The sequence below is a fragment of the Hyphomicrobium sp. 99 genome, assembly GCF_000384335.2.
Classification (GTDB): Bacteria; Pseudomonadota; Alphaproteobacteria; order Rhizobiales; family Hyphomicrobiaceae; genus Hyphomicrobium_B.
Genome location: NZ_KQ031382.1, coordinates 793,038 through 813,839, shown reverse-complemented (window position 1 = coordinate 813,839; position 20,802 = coordinate 793,038). Strand labels below are relative to the sequence as shown.

Sequence of the window (20,802 nt, the reverse complement as noted above, 5' to 3'; positions counted from 1 at the left end):
GCCAGACATTCGTCCGTCTCATCTTCCCCTTTCTCTGCCGCGGATTGAGACATGCGCGGCTTCAAAGGGCCGGTGGCGCCTTCTATCCACGCACCGTCCAAACGAAGCCAGATCGGCGTCGACTGGTTCGCATTTTTCCTCGCCGATGCTCAGGTCGGGTTCGGTCCGTTTCTGACTGTTTATCTGACATCAGAAAAATGGACGAATGCCGACATAGGTATCGTGCTGACGGTCGGCAGCCTCATCGCTCTTCTCGGACAATTGCCTGCCGGAGCGCTCGTCGATGCGGTCGGACGAGAGCGGACACTGGCTGCCACCTGCACCCTGATCGTCGGCGCCACCGCATTTTCTATCGCGATCTGGCCGACGTTCTACGCCGTGTTTCTGGCGCAAGTGTTTCACTCGGGGGCGAGCGTCGTAATCGGGCCCGCGCTGGCAGCGATCAGCCTTGGGCTTGTTGGTCATAATCTCATCGGCGAGCGGTTGGGCAGAAATGCCCGGTTTTCCTCGCTCGGCAGCATGTTCGCGGCCGCGAGCATGGGAGCCTGCGGCTATTATCTGTCAAGTCAGGCCGTCTTCTTCGTCTCGGCTGCGATGACGATCCCGGCGGTAATGGCCCTCTACTTGATCCAGCCGTCAGACTTTCATCGCGAAGAACTGGAGCCGAAACCGGAGCCTGAATATCACCCTCTGCATGCCGCAAAGACGATCATCAGTAAGCGGCCACTCTTGATCCTCGCGGCGTCCGTTGGGCTCTTCCATCTCGCTAATGCCGCGGTGCTGCCGCTCGCCGCCAACCTCATCACGCTGCGCTCGAGCAGGGCCGCCACCGTTCTCGTCGCGCTTTGCATCATCGTTCCCCAGTTCATCGTCGCGTTGATCTCGCCTTGGATGGGCCGCTACGGCGATCAACATGGACGCCGGCCCCTTCTGCTTCTTGGATTTGCCGCCCTTCCTGTTCGTGCGGTCCTGTTCTCCTACAGCTCCGATCCGATCGTGATGGTCGCAATCCAATTGCTCGACGGCATCTCGGCGAGCGCGCTTGGCGTGCTGGTCGCTGGCGTCGTGGCGGACGTGACGCAGGACTCAGGAAACTTCAATCTCGCACTCGGATTCGTCGGCGTTTCGATGGGGCTCGGCGCATCGATCAGCACGACGCTCGCTGGTGAGATCGCGCTGCATTTCGGAACGTCCGCGGCGTTTCTGACGCTCGCGGTGATCGGATTGATCGCGTTCCTTGTCGTTACGCTGGCGATGCCTGAAACGAGGAACATCGAAGAGCCTGTCGGCGAATAGCTAAGTCCGCGCCGGTTTCGCGCCGGACGCTGGCGCGCCCACAATTTGCTTGTCCGCCGGTTCGCGCTTCGCCCCGGTTAGCCAGTTGGACAGGCGATCCATGTAGAGAAAGATGACCGGCGTCGTGAACAGCGTGAGGACCTGGCTGATGGCCAAACCGCCGACCATCGCGTAGCCGAGAGGCTGACGGATTTCCGCGCCGGTTCCCGAGCCGAGCATCAAGGGCACGCCGCCGAGCAGCGCCGCCAGCGTCGTCATCATGATCGGCCGGAAGCGCAACAGCGATGCCTTGCGTATCGCTTCGAGGGAGGACAGATGCTCGTTCCGCTCAGCGTGAATGGCGAAGTCGACGAGCATGATGCCGTTCTTCTTGACGATGCCGATGAGCAAGATGATGCCGATCATCGCCACGAGGCTGAAATCGTATCCAAAGATCATGAGCGTCGCGAGTGCGCCTGCGCCAGCTGACGGCAACGTGGAAAGGATCGTGATCGGGTGGATGTAACTTTCATAGAGAATGCCGAGGATCAAATAGACGACAAAGAGCGCGGCTGCGATCAGCAGCGGGATCGTCGTCAACGATTGCTGGAACGCTTGAGCATTGCCTTGGAATGTCGACTGTATCGATGCGGGCATGCGAAGCTCTCGCCCGGCTGCTTTGATCGCGTCCGTTGCGGTACCGAGGGAGCTTCCCGGCGCTAGGTTGAAGCTGATCGTGATCGCGGGGAACTGTCCCTGGTGCGAGATCGAAAGCGGCGCAGTGGGACGCGTGGTCCAGCTTGCGAACGTTGCGAGCGGAACGAGGCCGCCGGTCGTCGGCGAGCGGATGTAAATGTTGTCGAGGCTTTCCGGATCGCCTTGGATGGAGGGCAGCACCTCCATAATGACGTGGTAGCTATTTTGCTGCGTGAAATATTGGGCGATTTGGCGCTGCCCGAATGCGTCGTAGAGCGTGGCGTCGATTGCATCGGGCGTCAGTCCGTAGCGCGAGGCTTCGTCGCGATTGATGTCGACGGTCAGCGTCGTGCCCGCCATTTGTTGATCGCTCGCGACGTCGCGAAGTTCGGGCAGCGTTTTCAGCTTATCGAGAACTTTCGGCGCCCACTTGTTGAGCTCGTTGGAGTCTGCGTCTTGCAGCGTATACTGGAACTGCGTCCGAGAGGCGCGACCGCCGACGTTCACATCTTGGGCGGCCTGCATGAAGAGACGCGCACCTTCGACTTTCGCAAGCTTCGGCTGAAGCCGGCGAATGACCTGAAACGCCGAAGCGTCGCGCTGGTCCTTGGGCTTCAAGGTAATGTAGACGCGACCATTGTTGAGTGCCGCCGTGGAACCCCCAGCTCCGATAGCCATCGCAACGGTTGCGACGGCGGGGTCGCTCGCGACCACATCCCCAAGCTGCTGCTGACGACTGAGCATAGCTTGGAACGAAATATCCTGAGCAGCTTCGGAAATGCCCGTGATGAGGCCCGTGTCCTGTTGCGGAAAGAAGCCCTTCGGGATTTCGATGAAGAGAACCACGGTCAGCGCCAGCGTCGCGAAGAAGGTCATCAGCGTCATGAACTGATGGCGAAGAACGAAATCGAGGCCTCGGCTATAGCCATTCAGCAGCGCCTCGAAGCCGCGCTCGCTCAAATTGTAGAGCCGGCCGTGTTTGACGTCCTTTTCGCTTTTCAAAAACCGCGACGCCATCATTGGCGTCAGCGTCAGCGAAACGAAGGCGGAGACCGCGATCGTCATCGTGACCGTGACCGCAAACTCGCGAAACAAGCGACCGATGATGCCGCTCATGAACAACAATGGGATAAACACGGCGATGAGCGAAATACTGATCGATATAACCGTGAAGCCGATCTCTTCGGCACCTTTCATCGCGGCGTCATAGGGCGAGTCACCGTCCTCGACGTAGCGGACGATGTTTTCCAAAACGACGATCGCATCATCGACGACAAAGCCGACGGAAATCGTCAAAGCCATGAGAGAGAGATTATCGAGGCTGTAGCCCATCTCATACATCAGGGCACAGGCGCCAAATAGCGCGAGCGGAACGGTGACGCTCGGAATGATGGTCGCCCACAAACTTCGCAAGAACACGAAGATGACCGCGACGACGAGCGCGACCGAAAGAAGAAGCGTGAATTCGACATCGTCAACGGAGGCGCGGATTGTTTCCGTCCGATCACTCAGAATTTCGATTTGAAGCGCCTTCGGCATCGATGCCTGAAGGCGTGGCAATTCAGCTTTGATGCGATCCACGGTGTCAATGACGTTCGCACCGGGTTGCTTGAATACGATGAGAAACACGCCGCGCTTGCCGTTCGTCCACGCCGCTTTCTTCGCGTCCTCTGGACCGCGGATTGCCTTACCCACATCGCGAACGCGTATCGGACTTCCGTTGCGGTAAGCGATGATCACGTCGTCCCAGGATTTCGCGTCGATCAATTGATCATTGGTGTAAATCGTGTAGCCGCGATTGGTGCTATCGAGTGAGCCCTTGGGGCTGTTGACGGTTGTGATCGACAGCGGTGTGCGAACCTCTTCAAGAGTTAGATTGCGCGCGTAGAGCTTGGCGGGATCCAATTGAATGCGAATCGCTGGCTTCTGCTCGCCGCCAATCGTCACCTGTCCCACTCCACTGATCTGGCTGATCTGCTGCGCGAGCTTGGTGTCGGCGTTGTCGTCGACCGCCGTCAGAGGCATTTCGTTGGACGACGCGGACAGGATCAAAATGGGGCTGTCAGCCGGATTGACCTTCCGATAAATCGGCGGCTGCGGCAGATTTGTTGGCAGCTGGCCGCCAGCGGCGTTGATGGCTGCCTGGATGTCGTTAGCGGCGCCGTCGATATCGCGATCCAGATCGAACTGCACGACGACGGTCGTGACGCCGAGGCCGCTCGTCGATGTCGTCTGAGTGACCCCGGGGATCTGTGCGAACTGGCGCTCCAACGGCTGCGCCACGTTCGATGCCATCGTTTCGGGACTGGCGCCGGGAAGCGTGGCCGAGACCTGGATGGTTGGGAAGTCTATCTGCGGCAGCGGCGCGACGGGAAGATTCAGGAAGGAGATGATGCCGACAAACAGAATGCCGGCCATGATCAGCGAGGTCCCGATCGGATAGCGAATGAAAATGCCGGAAACGCCACCGCTCGCCATGTCACTCAGCCTCTAAAACGGTGCGCTTTGACTCGGATGCCGTGGCGCGCGGCGGCTTCTGGTTTTCCTTCTGATCTTTTTTTTTCTGGTCGTCTGGCAGATCGACGGTCGAACCGGGCTCCAGGCGATAGTAGCCGGATGTGACGACCTGCTCTCCGGCTTTCACGCCGCTCTTGATGACGGCTTGGCCATCTTGAATCTCGCCGACGACGAGATCGCGCCGCTCGGCTTTCTTGTCGGGTCCAACGACATAGGCAAACAGTTTGTCAGGGCCGCGCTGGACGGCGGCATCGGGAATGACGACGACATTTTTCTCCGTCCTGATCAACAGACGCGTCACGACGGTCAGTCCGGGCCACAGTGTCGTTTGCTCGTTCGTAAATTTTCCCTTCAATTTGATCGAGCCCGTCGTCGTGTCGACCTGGTTATCGACGAGCGAAAGCTCGCCCTTGGCGAGTTCCTGCTTGCCGTCCGAGGTGAAGGCGGTGACGGGAAGCGGTCCGTGCTTCAGCTCATCGAGGATGTGCGGAAGCTTTTCTTCGGGCTCCGTGAAAATCACCGCGATCGGTTGAATTTGCGCGATGGTCGCGACGCCGCCTGTATCTCCGGCGTGAATGATGTTGCCCTGATCGACGAGACGAAAACCGACGCGGCCGGAGATCGGGGCCTTGATGGTCGTGTAGACCACTTGGACCTGCGTGTTTGCAATCGCTCCGACATCGGCTTTTATGAGCGACTCTTGCTGAGTGATGCTGGAGCGTTGCGTGTCGATCTGTTGTTGCGTGGTTGCGAGCGTGCCGACTTTCTCGAAACGTTCGAGATCGCGTTTCAGGTTGGAGAGATTGGCTTCATCCTGCGATTTCTTTGCGACCGCCTGATCGAGGGCCGCCTGATAGGGTCTCGGATCGATCTGGATCAGAAGATCACCGGCTTTGACGAACTGGCCCTCATCGAAGGCCACCTTGGTAATTTCACCGTCAACGCGCGAGCGAACCGTCACCGTATTCCAGGCTTGCGCCTGTCCGAGGCTATCCAGGTAAACGGGAAAATTCTTAATCTCGGCCGTTGCCACCGAAACCGGAACGCGTTCGTCGGGCTTCTTTTGAGCCGTTTCCGTGTGCCCACGATGCTGCTGCCAAGCCCAGTAGCCGCCGCCGGCCAAGCCTGCCAGAATTATCAGCCAAATGAACGTTCTGGCGCGGGACCTCGACACGTCTACTCCGTGCGTAGCAACTGAGGAGCTGTGAGGCGGATACCCCGTCTCGCATAAACGACGGTTTCAAGCAGCAGTTCCGTCGGAAATCTTTTCGCACGTACCGGTCAATGGACGGCGGTCATACCTATTTGCTACGGTAAATATTGTAATGCGAACGCCTCGTGTCGAGAGAGGTTTCGCTCAATTGCGATGACCTGCTGAAACCTTTATTTCTGCCGATCCCATTCGTCGCCGACGGGCGAAACAGCTGGCCGGGATAGAACTTGCGGTTTAGTCACGGGACGGCAGCGTTTCCAGACCTTCAGTCCACGGCATTGTTTACGCACCACGCACCACTTCGGTGAGCACATCCGGCCCGAATGGATTAGGCGAGCGACGATCGCCCTCAGGCAACGATCATCAGACGACCAGGAACACGATGGATGCAAGGGCCATGGCGAATGTCGCGATCCAGCCAATTACAAGCATCGGGAGCGGAAGCGTCAGCCGCCCCATGACGCGAGGGTTCATCGACATTACCATCATCACAGCCATGAGCGGCGCTGCCAATATTCCATTGACCACCGCGGTCCAGTACAGCGCCTTGATGGGATCGATGGACGTGAAATTTAGCAACACGCCACCGAGCGTCGCGACCGCTATCGTCGCGTAGAACGCCTTGGCTTCTCGCAGCCTGTGATCGAGACCTTGCCTCCAGGAAAAGAGCTCGCTCACGCCATAGGCGGCCGAACCGGCAAGGACCGGTACGGCGAGCATGCCTGTTGAAATGATTCCGATCGCGAAGAGTGCAAACGTGAATTCGCCCGCCACAGGCCGCAGCGCTTCTGCGGCTTGCGAAGAGGTTTGGATATCGGTCACGCCGGTGGCGTTCAACGTCGCGGCCGTTGCGAAGATGATGAAGAGGGCGATGAGATTCGACACCCCCATTCCGAACATCGTGTCAATGCGAATGCGCGAAAGCTCCGGGCCCGCTTCTCGCGGCGTGACGCACAAAGGCTTGACGTGACGCCGGTGCAGTTCCTCCACTTCCTGGCCGGCCTGCCAGAAAAACAGATATGGGCTGATGGTCGTGCCGAGAACGGCGACCAGGGCCATTGCATGGGGACCGTCAAATACAAACTGTGGAACGAACGTTCCGAAGAGGGCCGTTCCCCACGGCACATGCGCGGTGAAAGCGACGCCCACATACGTGAACAAGCATAGCGTTGCCCATTTGAGCACGGCTGCGTACCGGGCGTAGCTGATGAACGTCTCCAGAAGAATGCACACGATGCCGAGCAACACGGTGTAGACACGCTCCGGGCCGCCAATCAGCAAGCCTACTGCAGCACCCATGGCGCCCAGGTCGGCACCGAGGTTAATCACGTTCGCCACGAGCAAGAGAAAGACAACTCCGCGGAGGAGCCACGGCGAATAGTGGCGTCGTAAATTATGCGCGATGCCATGCCCCGTTACGCAGCCGATCCTTGCGGCAACGGCTTGGATAGCGACCATCAGGGGAAAACTGAACAGCATGGTCCAAGCGAGCCCATAGCCGAATTGCGCGCCGACTTGGCTATAAGTCGCGATGCCGCTTGGATCATCGTCTGCTGCGCCCGTAACCAATCCTGGTCCGAGCGTCTGCAAGAACCCGGCGGACGAAGGCTGTGGCTCAATCCTGACAATGTCAGAGGTCGTTTCAGTCGCGCTCGGATCCATCGACATCTCCGCCCCCTCCTGCGAGCTGCAAAGCTCCTCAGAACGCCATAGCCAGTACCAAGATCAACTGCAACCGCTGGCATACTAGGGGAGATCAGGGCGGCCTTCGAAAGTCACGTTCTTAATAAGTTCATAATAATCTGATCGTGCCAACACTGTCACGAGCGCCGGGCACCTATCCTTCCTATCCATTTTCCGTTCGAGGTTTGCAAAATCCAGTCGGCTAGTTCGAGCAGACTATTGCAATCGCGCCAACATCTACGATGTGAGAGTGCACAATGAAGCCTAAGGGCAGCTCTGGTGGGGGGCCTTTGCATCCCAGTTCAGAGGAGTTGTCGGATGAAAATCAATTCAAAACACTTCGCGGCCGCACTCGTTGGTTCCCTTTCGTTGGTTGCGGTTTCCGTCTCCACGGCAAATGCGAACTATTTGGGCTTGGCTGACGGCAACCCGGGCCCCGCAGATACTTGGGCCGCAACTCATTCTGATTTCGGCAAAGTCACGCATTCCCATCAGGCAACGATGGGCTTCCGCGCTCCGAAAGATTGCGCGGGCTTGCGCGCAGCCGCGATCGAGACCGGATCGCGGCACATGTGGCGACGCTACCGCGCATGTGAAGGCTAGTAATCGATAGCTCCATCGAGAGGCGGTGGCTGGCGCGAGAGACGGTCCAGATGTTTCTGGCCGGCTTGGCGCCACTGCTACTCGCTCTCACGCGGCGGGCGCCGTGAAGCGTTACTGCGTCGCGTTCTGCAAAGCATAGCGGAAATTTATATAAGCCGTAATTACTGAAAAACTAACGAGTAGCGCCATTCGGCACTATTGCTCTGCCAAAACCGCCAATCCTAAATCGTCCCGGATTTCATTCGAACGCGCGAGCCAACTCTCGCGCAAGACCGGGACAGATAATGACAGCCTTATCGATTGTCGGAATATCAGGAAGTTTAACAAATCCCTCACGAACGACCGTGCTCGTCGACGCCATTTTGAAAGCCGTCGCCGAGCGCAGCGGCCACAAGACGAAGCTCCTGAAGCTGTCAGACTCTGCACCCGCACTGTTTGCCGCTACTTCGCCGGCCGATGTCGGCAAGGACGCGCGGCAATTCTTGGATCTGATCGAGGGCGCCGACCTGCTCGTGGTTGGAACGCCCGTCTATCGCGCCTCGTACACCGGCGCCTTGAAACACGTTTTCGATCTGGTCGATCACCGGCGTTTCGGCAGCAAGCCGGTCGCACTTGCCGCGACCGGCGGCAGTCCGCTGCATGGCCTTGTGATTGAGCACCAACTTCGCCCGCTGTTCGGGTTCTTGAATGCACTCACCCTGCCGACGGCAGTCTACGCGACCGAAGGCGACTTCTCGAACTATGCGATTGGCAGTTCCGCCATTCATGAACGCATCGAACGCGTCGCGAACGAGGCATTGATCCAGCTGACGCGGCACTCCCGCCCCGCCTCCCCGGACGCAGTATCCCCGCCCAAGGCCGTTGTTGCCTGAGCGGACTTATCGTCGGCATCCCCATGCTGAAGAAACGCGCGAACAAAAAGCCCACCAAGTCGCGCAATCCAGAACCCGTACATTCTTGACGAACGCCACCAAGCCCACTGCGACAGCCGAGCATTTCAGGAGATTACATGACAGGCTTTGCCCCGGAAAAAATCAACGTTCTCTGGTTTTTGCCGACGCACGGCGACAGCCGATATCTCGGAACGACCGTGGGCGGCCGTGCGGTGGACTTGCCGTACTTGCAGCAAGTCGCACAGGCCGCCGACAAGCTGGGCTTCTACGGCGTGCTTCTGCCAACTGGCAGAAGCTGCGAGGATAGCTGGATCGTCGCGGCCGCCTTGGCGCCGCTCACTCAGAACCTCCGTTTTCTTGTTGCAGTCAGACCAGGGTTGCAGCCACCAGCATTTGCCGCACGGATGACCTCGACACTCGACCGCATCTCGAACGGGCGATTGATGATCAATGTCGTCACCGGTGGCGATCCCTTGGAGAACAAAGGCGACGGATTGTTCGCCAGCCACGAAGAACGCTACGAGATCACGCGAGAGTTTCTCGACGTCTACAAGCGCATCCTTTCGGGCGAGACCGTGGACTACCACGGCAAGCACATTCACGCGGAAGATGCGCGCCTTCTTTTCCCGCCGGTGCAGGCCCCCTATCCGCCGCTTTACTTCGGCGGTTCGTCGGATGCTGCAAACAACGTCGCTGCGACCAGCATCGACAAGTACCTGACATGGGGCGAACCACCTGCCAGCGTCGCGGAAAAAATCGAGACCGTTCGAAAACTCGCGAAGGCTCAAGGCCGCGAGATCACCTTTGGCATCCGCTTGCACGTCATCGTGCGTGAGACCAACAAGGAAGCTTGGGAAGCGGCGGAGTCTCTCATTCAATATCTCGACGACGATACGATCGAAGCGGCGCAGAAAGTGTTCGCGCGCATGGATTCCGTCGGTCAACAGCGGATGCGGAAGTTGCACGGCGGAAGCCGCGAGAAGCTCGAGGTCAGTCCAAATCTATGGGCGGGCGTCGGGCTTGTCCGTGGCGGAGCTGGCACCGCCCTCGTCGGCGATCCCGACACGGTCGCGGAGCGCATCGACGAATACAGACGTCTCGGCGTCGATAGCTTCATTCTCTCGGGCTATCCGCATCTTGAAGAAGCCTATCGCGTTGGAGAACTATTGTTGCCGAAGCTGCCACTTCAGCATGAAACAAAACGTGCGGGCCTTTCTTTGAATACGGGACCGTTCGGTGAAACGATTGCCGGTGACCATCGACCAGCGGCACGTGCGAGCCAATCATGAACGTGGAAGTGCGGCGGCCAACCATCGCCATTGTGGGCGGTGGCTTTAGCGGCGCCGCGGTCGCCTATCATTTGGCGCGGCTTGGCGGACCGATCAAGGTCATCATCTATGAGCCGCGCGCGCTTCTCGGCGCAGGTCTCGCGTACGGTGCGAGCGATCCGAACCACCGCACCAACGTACCAGCGGCCAAGATGAGCCTCATTCCCGGCGATGAGGGACACTTCTTACGCTGGATCAACGAGACGGGAGCAATCTCCGATGATCCGGATGTCATCGGTGGCGACGGATTTGCCTATCCTCGACGATCCGTTTTCGGGCGCTACATGAACGAACAAGTTCGTCCGTTCGTAGAGTCGGGAGCAGTGGAACACGTCCGCGAACCCGTCACGGCGATCGAAAAGCAGGGAAACCGATGGACGGTGCGAAGCACCAATACGTCGGCGCATGCGGACTTTGTGATTATCGCCACCACGCATCCTGAGCCGCGCATTCCCTCGCCTCTTTTGAGCGCACTTGAAGGCGACCCGAGACTGATTGCCGATGCGACGCTTCCCGACGCGCTTGCAAGCGTTCAGAATAACGACCGCCTGCTGATTGTCGGAAGCGGGCTCACAATGGCCGATATCGTGGCGACCCTTGATGCTCAAGGCCACTACGGAAAAATAACTGCGATCTCTCGCCGGGGTCTTCGTTCGAAGACGCACGCGAAATCCCCACAGGAGCCTTTTGGCGATTTTTCCGATCCCTTGCCGAAAAGTGCCTCCGAGCTACTGCGGAGAACGCGAGAGACCATCAGACGCGCGGCCGCTCAGGGCATACCGTGGCAGGCCGTCATTGATGCGGTACGCGCTCAGGCACAGCGTTTTTGGCCGGCGTTGCCGGTTGCCGAACAACGCCGCATCGTTCGCCATCTCCGGCCCTATTGGGATGTTCACCGCTTCCGCATCGCTCCGCAGCCGGAAGCCATCATCCAAAAACGCGTCAACGCGGGCGTTCTGCAGTTCGTTGCGGCATCGATAGAGAGCCTCGAAGCTTCGACGAGTGAATTGGAAGTCGTGCTGCGTATCTCGAAATCGCACCGGCGGCTCGCCCGCACCGTCGACCGCATTATCCTTGCGACCGGCCCCAATCATGGGGGCATCCTTTCGACTCAGCCATTTCTGAAGAGCTTATCGCAGGACGGTTTCATCCACGCGGATTCTCTTGGCCTTGGGATCGCTTGCGATGCTCAGGGGCGGACCATAGACGCCCAAGGTCGACCGGATCAGAGCCTTTGGATAGCCGGACCTCTTGCGCGGGCTGCAGTCGGCGAATTGATGGGATTGCCGCAAATCTCAGAGTTTGCCGCACGCGTTGCCAATAATGTTTTCGAAGCCGCGCGTGAATACGCATGAACATCCCAGACGAAGCCGCTCCCGTAATTTTCTTTCTCGTGAGCGCACTCACATTCGCAATCGTCCTTCTTTATTCTCTCGCACGCGCGTGGGAGCAGGCGTTGTCCGCAGCGCCGCCCGAAGGCAAAGAGCTGGCGAAAAGTACGCCGCTCCCGAACGAAACTCTGAACCATCAGTTGAGTCATGGCGCGGACGCCGCGCAAACGCGGTCAACAGCCGTCGACGCTCGCACTCGTGACGCTGTGTCGGGACCCGAGCACTGAACTGGTGCGCTTCAAAGATTCTGGTTCGCGGCGGGATTGCCGCCGCGCAGGTCCATCACTCCGTTAGTGCGCGCGTGTGCCAAGGAAGGGACGTAAGGCCAGAACCATGGGAATGATGGCGGCCGCCGTCAAAGCCGCCGCGACGATGCCGGCGGTGCGGTCCCAGTGGTCTGCGATGGCGCCATAGGCAATCGGCGCCAATCCTCCGGAACCGATGACGCCGGTGTAGAACAGTGCGAAGGCTCGCCCGACCTCGCCTTTTTTCGAGAGCTCCGGCACGGTCCCGTAGAGGACCGACGACGTGCCGTTGAGGAAGATCCCGAGAAGCGGAAGAACGATTAGCGTCGGCGTGAGCGGCAGGCTCAAGCTCGCGATCATCAAGAGTGCTGTCATCGCTTCCGTGATGATCACGCTCCAGACGACGCCAAGATGTTGGCCGAGCCATCCGCAACAGGCCTTGCCCAGTGCGCCACCGGCGAACAGCAGCGCGAGGCCGATGCCGACGGTCGCTTCCTCGCCGCCCTTGGCGTGGAGAAGGAACGGGAGGAACAGAAGGTAGCCCATTCGCGTCGCTGTATCGAAAGCGCCGATGGTGAGAAGCAGACCGAAACCGCGCCCGTCTTGCCCTTTCCCTTCTTTTTCCTGTTTTAGATGCGGCGTGGAGGGCTGCTGCGGTAAGAGCATCAGCAAGGCAGAGGCAACCGCCAAACCGACGACAGCCATCAAGCCCACCACCGGCCGCCACGCCATGAGCGGAAGCAGCAGTGCCACGATCGCGGGAAAGATCGCTTTCCCAAGGTCGCCAGCGAAATTGTAGATGCCCAGCGGTCCTCGCGCTGCGTTTCCGTAGGTATCAGTCACGAGGAGCGACGCGCGCGGATGCTGAATGCTTGATCCGATGCCAGCGAAGATGAGACCGGCGCAGAGACCCGGCAAGCCGAAGGGAAGCGCCATCACGAGAAATCCCGCCGCGGCAAGGAATGTCGCCATAGCGAGCGCTGCACGCGCGCTCAGCCGGGCGGTAAGCCTGTCGGCCGGAACCTGCAAGCCTCCCATCGTTCCGTAATAGAGCGCCCGAACCACCGCGAGACCGGCATAGGAGAGGCCAAACTCCCTCTGCCAGACCGGCAGAAGTGCGTAGAGCTGATCGGTAAAACCGTCGTGCAGGAGATGGGCGAGGCAGGCGCCCGCGAGGTTGCGTCGTTGCGGGGACCATTGCGTGTTTTGGTCCCGTTCCGTCGCCACCGTCGTGCTCTGCATGCTGGCTTCGCCTCCCTGTGGCGAAACCCTATACCGGTGATTTTTTGTCGAATAGACTTCGAATTCTCACCAGTGTTGTCAACTTTTCTCACGGGTCTAATGCGCCGCCTACCTCCTCTCAATGCCTTGCGCGTCTTCGAGGTCGCCGCCCGGACCGGCAGTTATGCCGAAGCCGGGGCAGAGCTCGGGTTGACCCACGGCGCCGTCAGCCGGCAGATCGCGGCGCTGGAATCATGGCTCGGCCAGCGCCTCTTCGCGCGTGTGGGCCGTCGCATGGCAGCAACACCCGCCGCGCGTGCCTTTGCCGCCGAAGTCAGCCAGTGCTTCGACCGGGTGAGCATGGCCGCTGAAGCCTGCGGACATCCGTCTGTGCGCCATATCCTCCGCGTCAACGCTCCGACCACTTTCGCGATGCGCTGGCTGATCCCGCGCCTGGATCGGTTTCATGCTGAGCGGCCGAACGTCGAACTCGTCGTGACGACGGCAACGACGCTTCACGACGAACTGCGCGGCGGCTTCGACGTCGCCATTCGACGTGGAGTGGCGGAGCAATCTGTCTGGCCGCAATACCGCGCCGTGCATTTCCTGCAGGAGGCCGACACGCTGATCGCCAGTCCCGCGTTGCTGGAGCGCTCACCGCTTCGTCAGCCTGCCGACATCGCGAACCATATTCTTCTCGGCAGCGAGACGCGCCCGGGCGACTGGGCCGACTGGCTCGATCACGCGGGGCTGATACAGAAAGCGGGGCAGCGGCGACGCGTCTTCGATCATTTCTTCGTAACGCTTCAGGCGGTGACCGATGGTCTTGGAATTGGCGTCGGGCCGTTGCCGGTTCTTCAATCCGATATTCAATCCGGACGTCTGGTGACGCCGTTTCCGACCATCCTCGTGCCGCGAATGGGATATGTTGCTCTCATCCCCTTCGATGCGAACAAAACATCATCGCTGACACACTTTATCGATTGGCTCGTGGCTGAGGCGGCGCCCTGCTGATTACAACTAGGGAGTTCGTTGCCTCAATTGTCCGATTAACTGCATGACATCTGAACGATCCGGTTCGAGTTGATGCAAGAGTTCTGCGTGGCTGAGTGCCGATGCATAATCACCGGTCTCAATCTCGTATGCCGCCACGGCCCACAAGATTTCGCGGTCGTACGGGTGGCGCGTGAGAGCACTCTTCAGCGCTTCTGCTGCTTCTCGCGGCTTACCTGTATCGTGAAGAGCGACACCATAAACGTAGCTGAAGCGTGGATCTTCGGGAGCAAGCTCGGCGGCCTTCGAAAGAGCAACCATCGCTTCAGGCAGCCGCTTCTGACGAATGAGACTGAGACCAAGGGCATGCCACAGCGCGCCGGAGGAGGGATTTGCGTCGAGCGATTTGCGTAACACTGATTCAGCAGCACTTTCGTCCCCCTGCCCTCTCTTCAGCTCGGCCAATGAGATGACTGCCGGGATGAAGGTCGGATCGATCTCGATAGCCCTTGCGAAGGCTGTTTGGGCGTCGTCTGGCTTGCCGCGATCGCGATAAAGTGTGCCGAGATTGGCCTGCGACTCGGGCCGTTCTGAATTGAACAATTGGGCATCGACATATTCGGCTATCGCCTTCTCAAATGACGCGCGATCGTCGGGCGACAAATTCCGTTCCGGTTCTCCGGCAATGGCCCGCGCGGCATCCATACGAACCAAGCGGGTTTCGTCGCGAAGCAAAGGCGAGAGAAGCGAGCGCCGCGTCTCGGGGTCGGCACCGGCAATCACCGACACCGCAGCGGCACGAATTTGAGGATCGTCGATCTTCAAGGATCTCGCGGCGACGTCCAAGGCCTGAGGCGAGGGAAATCGTCCAAGCCGGGCAATCGCACTTGCGCGTGCGATAGGCGCCTCGGTGCTGGCTTTTGCAATTGCGATCAAACCGAGCTGAGCGCCAGGAGCTCCCCAATTGCCGCGATCGAAGGCTTCAGCAAAATCTTGGAACCCCGGCGCTGGCGACGGATACCAAGCCTTGATCGCATCCATGGCCCATTTGGCGCTTTTGTCCGTATGGCATTGATTGCACGCGTTGGGCGTTCCGAGCAGCACTGTTCGATCGGGCCGAGGAATGCGGATTGAATGGTCGCGGCGGGCGTCAATGCCCATGTACGTCGTTGCCGGCATATGACATGCGGCGCACTCAGCGCCTTTTGAATTCTGCGCGTGGTGATGATGCGCACTGACGTCGAATCGCTCAGGGGCGTGGCACTGCCCGCAGAGTGAATTTCCAGTTTCGCGTAGCTTCCCTGTGTGGGGGTTATGACAGTCAGAGCAGGTGACGCCTGCGGAATGCATGCGACTCTCGAGGAATGATCCGAAATTGTAGACCTCGTCGCGCTGCTGGCCATCGACATGATAGAGCCCATCTTCCAGCAGCGACGGGCGGAAGGCATCAAACAAGCGGCCAACACTTTCTGGATCATCGGAGAATTGTTGGCGTCGCGAATGACAGCCTGCGCAAACACGAATTTCCTTCGCCGATGACCGAGGGACCGAGCGCTTAGCCTGCCCAGTTGCATCCATTGGCCACGTCACCCCTTTGCGTTCATCAAAATTTTGCGCGAACCCCTTCGCTGGTTGATCGAACTTCTCCCGGCCGTTTGACGTCGTCGCCCAAGACAGATGGTTCGAGCCAGGACCGTGGCAGGCTTCGCATCCCACGCTGATCTCGGACCACGTTGTGCTAAATCGCCGGCTCGCTTGATCGTAGTTTTTCTTGAGATTGGTCGAGTGGCACCACGCACACTGGTAGTTCCAGTTTTGATCGATTCCGGTCCAATGCTGCGGATCTCCGGCCGTTAATTTGCGATTTGGGTAGAGATGATACCAGCGCTGGCCGCCGTCTTCCTTCGGGCGCGCATCCCACGCAATGCCGAGCGCTTGCATCCGCCCGCCCGGAAGCTCAATGAGGTACTGCTGTAGCGGCCAGACGCCGAACGTGTAGCTGATCTCGAAGTCGCCGAGCGTCCCGTCAGGCCCATCCGTCCGGACCCAAAACTCGCCGCCTTTCTTATAAAATGTGCTTATGACGTCGCCGTTGCGGAACGTGACACCGTCGAAACGGCCAAGCACCGTTTGCTCCGTCGCCTTCTGCATAGCCACCGCGTGTTGCGAGCTAAGCCAGTCTTTGTGCTCTGCTGAATGACATTGAGCACATCGGTCTGATCCGATGAAATTGGGATGCGCAGCGGGGTCAGTTGTCTTCACCGGCGTTTCTTGCGCGTGTGAGAGAGGCGTTTCCAGCCAAAATCCGACCATCGAAAATAAAGCTAGGCAGGCCAGGATCAGCCATGAATCCCTTGCAACGCTGCCCCACCAAGTAGCACACGCCGGGTGTTTCATATTGGGCTCGAGCATAGGAGTAAGGCCGCGACTGTCGCCATCATTACCGGCGATCAATACGATGATCAGTTGACTGTATAGCGCCTATTTACGATCTGCGTCCTCGTCGATTGCGCAGAGGCGTGATCTTAGGCAGTTTTGGCTTTGGGTGTGCGGGTCGGTGCGCTGCGTCTTCAATTTGAAGGAGCGCCAAACATGCAAATCACTCCGAAGATCGGGCTCGGTCTTCTCACACTACTCGGTGCGTTGTCAGCGATTAGCTCGCAGGCCTCGGCGCAAGCGAGCAAGCCCAACATCATGTTCATCATGGGCGACGACATTGGCTGGATGCAGCCGAGTATCTACCATGAAGGTCTGATGGTCGGGGAAACCCCGAACATTGATCGCATCGGCCACGAGGGTGCAAAGTTCATGGATTACGTGGCCATGCAGAGTTGCACGTCCGGCCGCAATGCCTTCTTCACCGGCATGTACCCGTTGCGCACGGGGATGATCCCACCACAGCTGCCGGGAAGCCCGTCTTATCTGCGGCCTGGAACTCCTGCACTCGCCAAGTTTTTGTACGACCTTGGCTACACGACTGGCGAGTTCGGAAAGAACCACCTCGGTGATCACACCGCGTCGCTGCCGACCGCGCATGGCTTCCAGGAATATTGGGGCTATCTCTATCACCTCGATGCGATGCAAGGCGTGAGCTTCCCCGACATCAACAAGACACCTACGACCCAGGCCGTCGCGCCGCCGTGCAAGAACACGCCGGTTCCGGGTCTCCCGGAGGTTCCGGGAGCGGTCGATCAGAAAACCACACTTTGCTTGATGCCGCCGCGCCCTGTCATTTGGTGCAACTCATCCGACGGCACGGAAGCTAACCAGACGTGCAAGGACGAAGGTCCGCTGACACTGGAACGTTCGAAGACGGTGGACGAGGAAATCTCCGCCAAGGTGGTCGATTTCCTTGATCGCAACGACCCAAAGAAGACCAACAAGCCATTCTTCGTTTGGTACAATCCGGCTCGCATGCACGTCACGACGGTGCTGTCGGACAAGTACATGGCCATGGTGGGAGAGCCTGGCGGAAAGGATTGGGGCGTCAACGAAGCCGGCATGAAGCAGATGGACGACAACATCGGTGTCGTTTTGAAAAAGCTGGAGGATATGGGCCAGCTGGATAACACCGTCGTCGTCTTCACGACCGACAACGGCGCTGAGGCGATCAGTTTCCCGGACGGCGGCGTCACGCCGTTCAAGGGTCAGAAAGGGGAGGCTTGGGAAGGTGGCTACCGCGCGCCGATGGTCGTGCGTTGGCCAGGTCATATCAAGCCGGGAACGATCAAGAACCAGCTGTTCGCGGCTCTCGACTGGGTGCCGACATTCGTTGACATCGCCGGTGGCCCGAAGGGCGACGAGCTAAAGCAGAAGATTGAAGCGGGTGCATATCCCGGAATCGTCAAGACGACGCTCGATGGCTTCGATCAGCGTGCCTATCTCGAAGGCTCTTCGGAGAAGTCGGCGCGCGACTACTTCTTCTACTTCTCGGGCGCGACGCCGTCTGCGGTGCGCTACAAGAATTGGAAGATGTATTACACGATGTCTCAGCCCGGCCCGGCCGGTTGGATCATGCCGTTGATCCCGTTCCACTTCACCTTGGTCCAGAACATCAAGCGTGATCCGTTCGAGCAGGCGGTTGGCGTCGATCAGAAAACAGCGATGAGCCTCGGCGGTGCGCTCGCGGGCCCAGTGACCGCCTTTCAATACGACTGGAACATGCTGCCCATCGGTCAGCAGCTCTGGGCGGAACACCTGGAGAGCTACATCAAATATCCGCCGCTGCAGGCTCCAGAATCATACAATCTCAGTCAGATCATGGATCAGATGAAGAAGGCCCAATCGATAAGTCACGCGGGCGAGTAGGTGCTTGCCGGAAATGTGACCAACGAAGCGGGCGCTCCTCAACGGGCGCCCGCGCCTTGTAACGAGAATGGAACTCGCGTCTTTCGGAAACGTCTCCTAGAGGCCACGATTGGAGATCGGAAGCGTGATGTGCAATGATCATCGCTTGCGTGCTGCTTTTCTGGCCCTCGGCACGCTCGTGGGTCTTCTGTTGTTGCCATCCTTCGCGCTGGCTCAGGCGATAGACCCACTACCATCGAAGCGGATTTTCGCATTCGAGCCGTAGCGCCGACGCTTTCTGCGAACGTCTGCTTCGGGCCGAGAGTTAACGTCGCCGACGAGATCAACGCGTAGATACGCTTTTGCCTCCTGCAGCCTCCGGCGGAGAAGCCTTTCAACTTCGAAATTGCCTGGGTGTGGAAGTCGGCGCAATCATGATCGAAGTCTTGCGTTGCTCAGCTTCTTCACGGGCAAATTTTATCGCGGCATTGGAGCTTCCGAAGACACCCCCGAACCGATGATCGGCTTCGGTCACCGACCAATGGCCGTTCTCCTCTCGTTCGATATAGACGATCGCATTCTGGATTTGTCGTTGGTCATGGAGCATGTTTGTCAGCTTCTCCGGAAACAAGAGATCTATCGTCGACGCGTTTGGGAAGATGGCCAGTCGCGTGTGCCTCCCGCATCGGAACGCGATTCATCAGGAACAGAAGGTTTGCGACTGGCCCTCTCGGCGATTGAGCTCAATTCGACAAGACGTGCGCAGCAGAAGAGACTGAGTCCCGAACCCGTTGAATTCTGCGCTCTCACTTCGGAGACTAATTTTGATGGGTTTGACGCCATTCGCGGCCTCCTCCAGCAGCATGAGATAAGCGGCGTGTCGTTCGAACGCTATGATGGCCAAATTGATTTCGCATATGAAAATCATAAGCCCCGACGCTGACGTGACACGTTACGTCTCGCGGGCGCTACTGTTGGTCATCGAATGCAGAGTTGATGACGCAAACGCAGGCGGCGCAGGCGATGGCGATGGCGACCCAGCCGATAATTTCCGACATGCGTTCCACTCGTCCTTAATCGTTCCGATCTCCAGCTTGCCCGCGCCGAGGCGTATCCATGCGCTTCGGCACGGGCAAAGCATCAGTCGTCATCACGATTTGTTGGAGAGAAATTCGGCGAAGGATGTGATCACCGAAGAATCGGCCGGTGCTTGAGTCGAGTCGGTTGCGGCTCCGCTCCCGCATGATCTTGGTTTTGCGACGATGAGAACGTGCGTACCGTGATCGATCCAGCCCGGCAGACGGCAGAGGCCTTCCTCCATCTCCTTTAGCTTTTCTAAGAAGCTCGGCCGATCCGGCAGGCGGTCGAGCAGAGACGATGTCCAGTTTTCATCCGCAGCGAACCTGTTCACGAAGAGGTCCATCGCCCTAAGGTCCACAACTTCGGCATGGGGAAGAAACATCGCCTCGAGCGCTTGCGCGGAATACATCATCATCGGCAGCCGGTGCTGACTGCCGTCATCAAGCGTCAACGCAAGATGGCCGCGCGCCGGATCGTGCCGATACTCCCGCACATGCTCCATGCCGATGATGCACGCCGAGGCACCACTGCCAACGGCGCGCAGAGTTGCGATCACGCAGCCGGTCGAAACGCGGCAGAGCTCGCTGATGGCTGCGGGCACCGCATGTTTTGTGAGATGATTGAGAACCGTATAATTGCATAGCACAAGCTGGAACGATCCTGCGGCCCAGGGCAGCGCCTTGGAAAGATCGCGCTCCTGAAATTCGAGAGTTGGCTTGGGTCCTTTTGAGAAGCTGGCCAGGTAGCGCTCGGTCTCTTTGCGCGCGATTTCGAGCTGGGTCGTGGAAATATCGAAGCCAACAACTGTGGCGGCAAGCCCGATATGGTTCGCATAGTCGGCAATTCTTCTCGTCCAGATGCCAGGACCGCAGCCGGCATCAAGTACGCGTACTTCCGACGCTCCGGATTTGCGGAGTTCATCGAGCGCGCTGCGAACCGCCTGCCACACGATCGTGTCGGCGTGGGCGAAGCGATGAGCTGCGGCGGCTGGTTCGGGATTTAGTTTGTCAACATTCCCATCGGCGTAACTGGTGTAGTCATTGCCAACGTAGTTGTACGCGCTGGCTGTCTGACCCTCGGGCGACGAATTAAGAGATCTGATCTTCGGAACATTGACCAATTCGTGCGTATCAGACCCGAGGGCCTTACGTCTCGAGCGAAGTTTTGTGTATTTGATGTCATCGATGTGAAGCATAAGCGGTCTCCGTTGGAGCAGCGATAGATGCTGCCCGGGCCGAAGACTTCGTCATGAGACCGTTAAAGCTCAACGGTGCCGGAGCGCTGTATTTCTAAGAATCTCATAATGGAGATTTAGCGTCGCAGCCGGCGTGCCGGCGTTCCTTCATATCGGCGTGGCTTCACTCAGTAATTGTCTTC

The 20,802-nt window shown here is 58.8% G+C and carries 15 protein-coding genes; 9 read left to right on the top strand and 6 right to left on the bottom strand.

Annotated elements, in window-relative coordinates; genetic code table 11:
* The first annotated feature begins 51 nt into the window (after positions 1–51).
* Entirely contained in the window at positions 52–1,296 is a 1,245-nt protein-coding gene (locus G359_RS04185; RefSeq protein ID WP_045835115.1) for an MFS transporter, read from the top strand.
* Here G359_RS04185 and G359_RS04180 read toward each other — a convergent pair whose 3' ends face one another.
* The 3 genes from G359_RS04180 to G359_RS04170 all read right to left on the bottom strand — a co-directional run bounded on the left by G359_RS04180 (position 1,297) and on the right by G359_RS04170 (position 7,369).
* Positions 1,297–4,449 carry a multidrug efflux RND transporter permease subunit gene (locus tag G359_RS04180; RefSeq protein WP_045835114.1) on the bottom strand — a complete coding sequence of 1,051 codons (3,153 nt, stop codon included), beginning with the start codon at positions 4,447–4,449 and terminating at the stop codon, positions 1,297–1,299.
* A gap of 1 nt (position 4,450) precedes the next feature.
* The gene (locus G359_RS04175; protein WP_082072791.1) at positions 4,451–5,662 is read right to left on the bottom strand and encodes an efflux RND transporter periplasmic adaptor subunit; all 1,212 of its coding nucleotides are present in this window, start codon (positions 5,660–5,662) and stop codon (positions 4,451–4,453) included.
* Between the two features lie 402 nt (positions 5,663–6,064).
* The gene (locus G359_RS04170) at positions 6,065–7,369 is read right to left on the bottom strand and encodes an NRAMP family divalent metal transporter (RefSeq protein ID WP_245279925.1); all 1,305 of its coding nucleotides are present in this window, start codon (positions 7,367–7,369) and stop codon (positions 6,065–6,067) included.
* A 333-nt stretch (positions 7,370–7,702) separates the two neighbouring features.
* Here G359_RS04170 and G359_RS04165 point away from each other — a divergent pair, with 333 nt between their 5' ends.
* The 5 genes from G359_RS04165 to G359_RS04145 all read left to right on the top strand — a co-directional run bounded on the left by G359_RS04165 (position 7,703) and on the right by G359_RS04145 (position 11,826).
* A complete protein-coding gene (locus G359_RS04165) occupies positions 7,703–7,987 on the top strand; it encodes a hypothetical protein (RefSeq protein WP_045835113.1) in 285 nt (94 codons plus the stop codon).
* A 284-nt stretch (positions 7,988–8,271) separates the two neighbouring features.
* On the top strand, positions 8,272–8,859 hold the full coding sequence (msuE, locus tag G359_RS04160; protein ID WP_045835112.1) for an FMN reductase: 588 nt from the start codon (positions 8,272–8,274) through the stop codon (positions 8,857–8,859).
* A 137-nt stretch (positions 8,860–8,996) separates the two neighbouring features.
* Positions 8,997–10,169: an FMNH2-dependent alkanesulfonate monooxygenase gene (ssuD, locus tag G359_RS04155; RefSeq protein WP_045835111.1), complete on the top strand. Its 1,173-nt coding sequence runs from the start codon at positions 8,997–8,999 to the stop codon at positions 10,167–10,169.
* Positions 10,166–11,563: an FAD/NAD(P)-binding protein gene (locus G359_RS04150; RefSeq protein ID WP_045835110.1), complete on the top strand. Its 1,398-nt coding sequence runs from the start codon at positions 10,166–10,168 to the stop codon at positions 11,561–11,563. The genes ssuD and G359_RS04150 overlap by 4 nt, the downstream gene beginning before the upstream one ends.
* Positions 11,560–11,826: a hypothetical protein gene (locus G359_RS04145; RefSeq protein WP_045835109.1), complete on the top strand. Its 267-nt coding sequence runs from the start codon at positions 11,560–11,562 to the stop codon at positions 11,824–11,826. The genes G359_RS04150 and G359_RS04145 overlap by 4 nt, the downstream gene beginning before the upstream one ends.
* A 63-nt stretch (positions 11,827–11,889) precedes the next feature.
* Here G359_RS04145 and G359_RS04140 read toward each other — a convergent pair whose 3' ends face one another.
* Positions 11,890–13,086 carry an MFS transporter gene (locus tag G359_RS04140; RefSeq protein ID WP_045835108.1) on the bottom strand — a complete coding sequence of 399 codons (1,197 nt, stop codon included), beginning with the start codon at positions 13,084–13,086 and terminating at the stop codon, positions 11,890–11,892.
* Between the two features lie 99 nt (positions 13,087–13,185).
* Between G359_RS04140 and G359_RS04135 the strand changes: the two genes are divergently transcribed.
* Entirely contained in the window at positions 13,186–14,079 is an 894-nt protein-coding gene (locus G359_RS04135; protein ID WP_045835107.1) for a LysR substrate-binding domain-containing protein, read from the top strand.
* Between the two features lie 6 nt (positions 14,080–14,085).
* Here G359_RS04135 and G359_RS04130 read toward each other — a convergent pair whose 3' ends face one another.
* The gene (locus G359_RS04130; RefSeq protein ID WP_052699175.1) at positions 14,086–16,209 is read right to left on the bottom strand and encodes a tetratricopeptide repeat protein; all 2,124 of its coding nucleotides are present in this window, start codon (positions 16,207–16,209) and stop codon (positions 14,086–14,088) included.
* Positions 16,210–16,650: 441 nt separating this feature from the next.
* Here G359_RS04130 and G359_RS04125 point away from each other — a divergent pair, with 441 nt between their 5' ends.
* Together G359_RS04125 and G359_RS04120 are read left to right on the top strand one after the other, a co-directional pair.
* The gene (locus tag G359_RS04125; RefSeq protein WP_045837621.1) at positions 16,651–18,366 is read left to right on the top strand and encodes an arylsulfatase; all 1,716 of its coding nucleotides are present in this window, start codon (positions 16,651–16,653) and stop codon (positions 18,364–18,366) included.
* Positions 18,367–18,796: 430 nt separating this feature from the next.
* The gene (locus G359_RS04120) at positions 18,797–19,288 is read left to right on the top strand and encodes a hypothetical protein (RefSeq protein ID WP_045835106.1); all 492 of its coding nucleotides are present in this window, start codon (positions 18,797–18,799) and stop codon (positions 19,286–19,288) included.
* Between the two features lie 207 nt (positions 19,289–19,495).
* On the opposite strand, the gene G359_RS04115 is transcribed toward G359_RS04120, so the two are convergent.
* A complete protein-coding gene (locus tag G359_RS04115) occupies positions 19,496–20,620 on the bottom strand; it encodes a class I SAM-dependent methyltransferase (RefSeq protein WP_045835105.1) in 1,125 nt (374 codons plus the stop codon).
* Positions 20,621–20,802 lie beyond the last annotated feature (182 nt).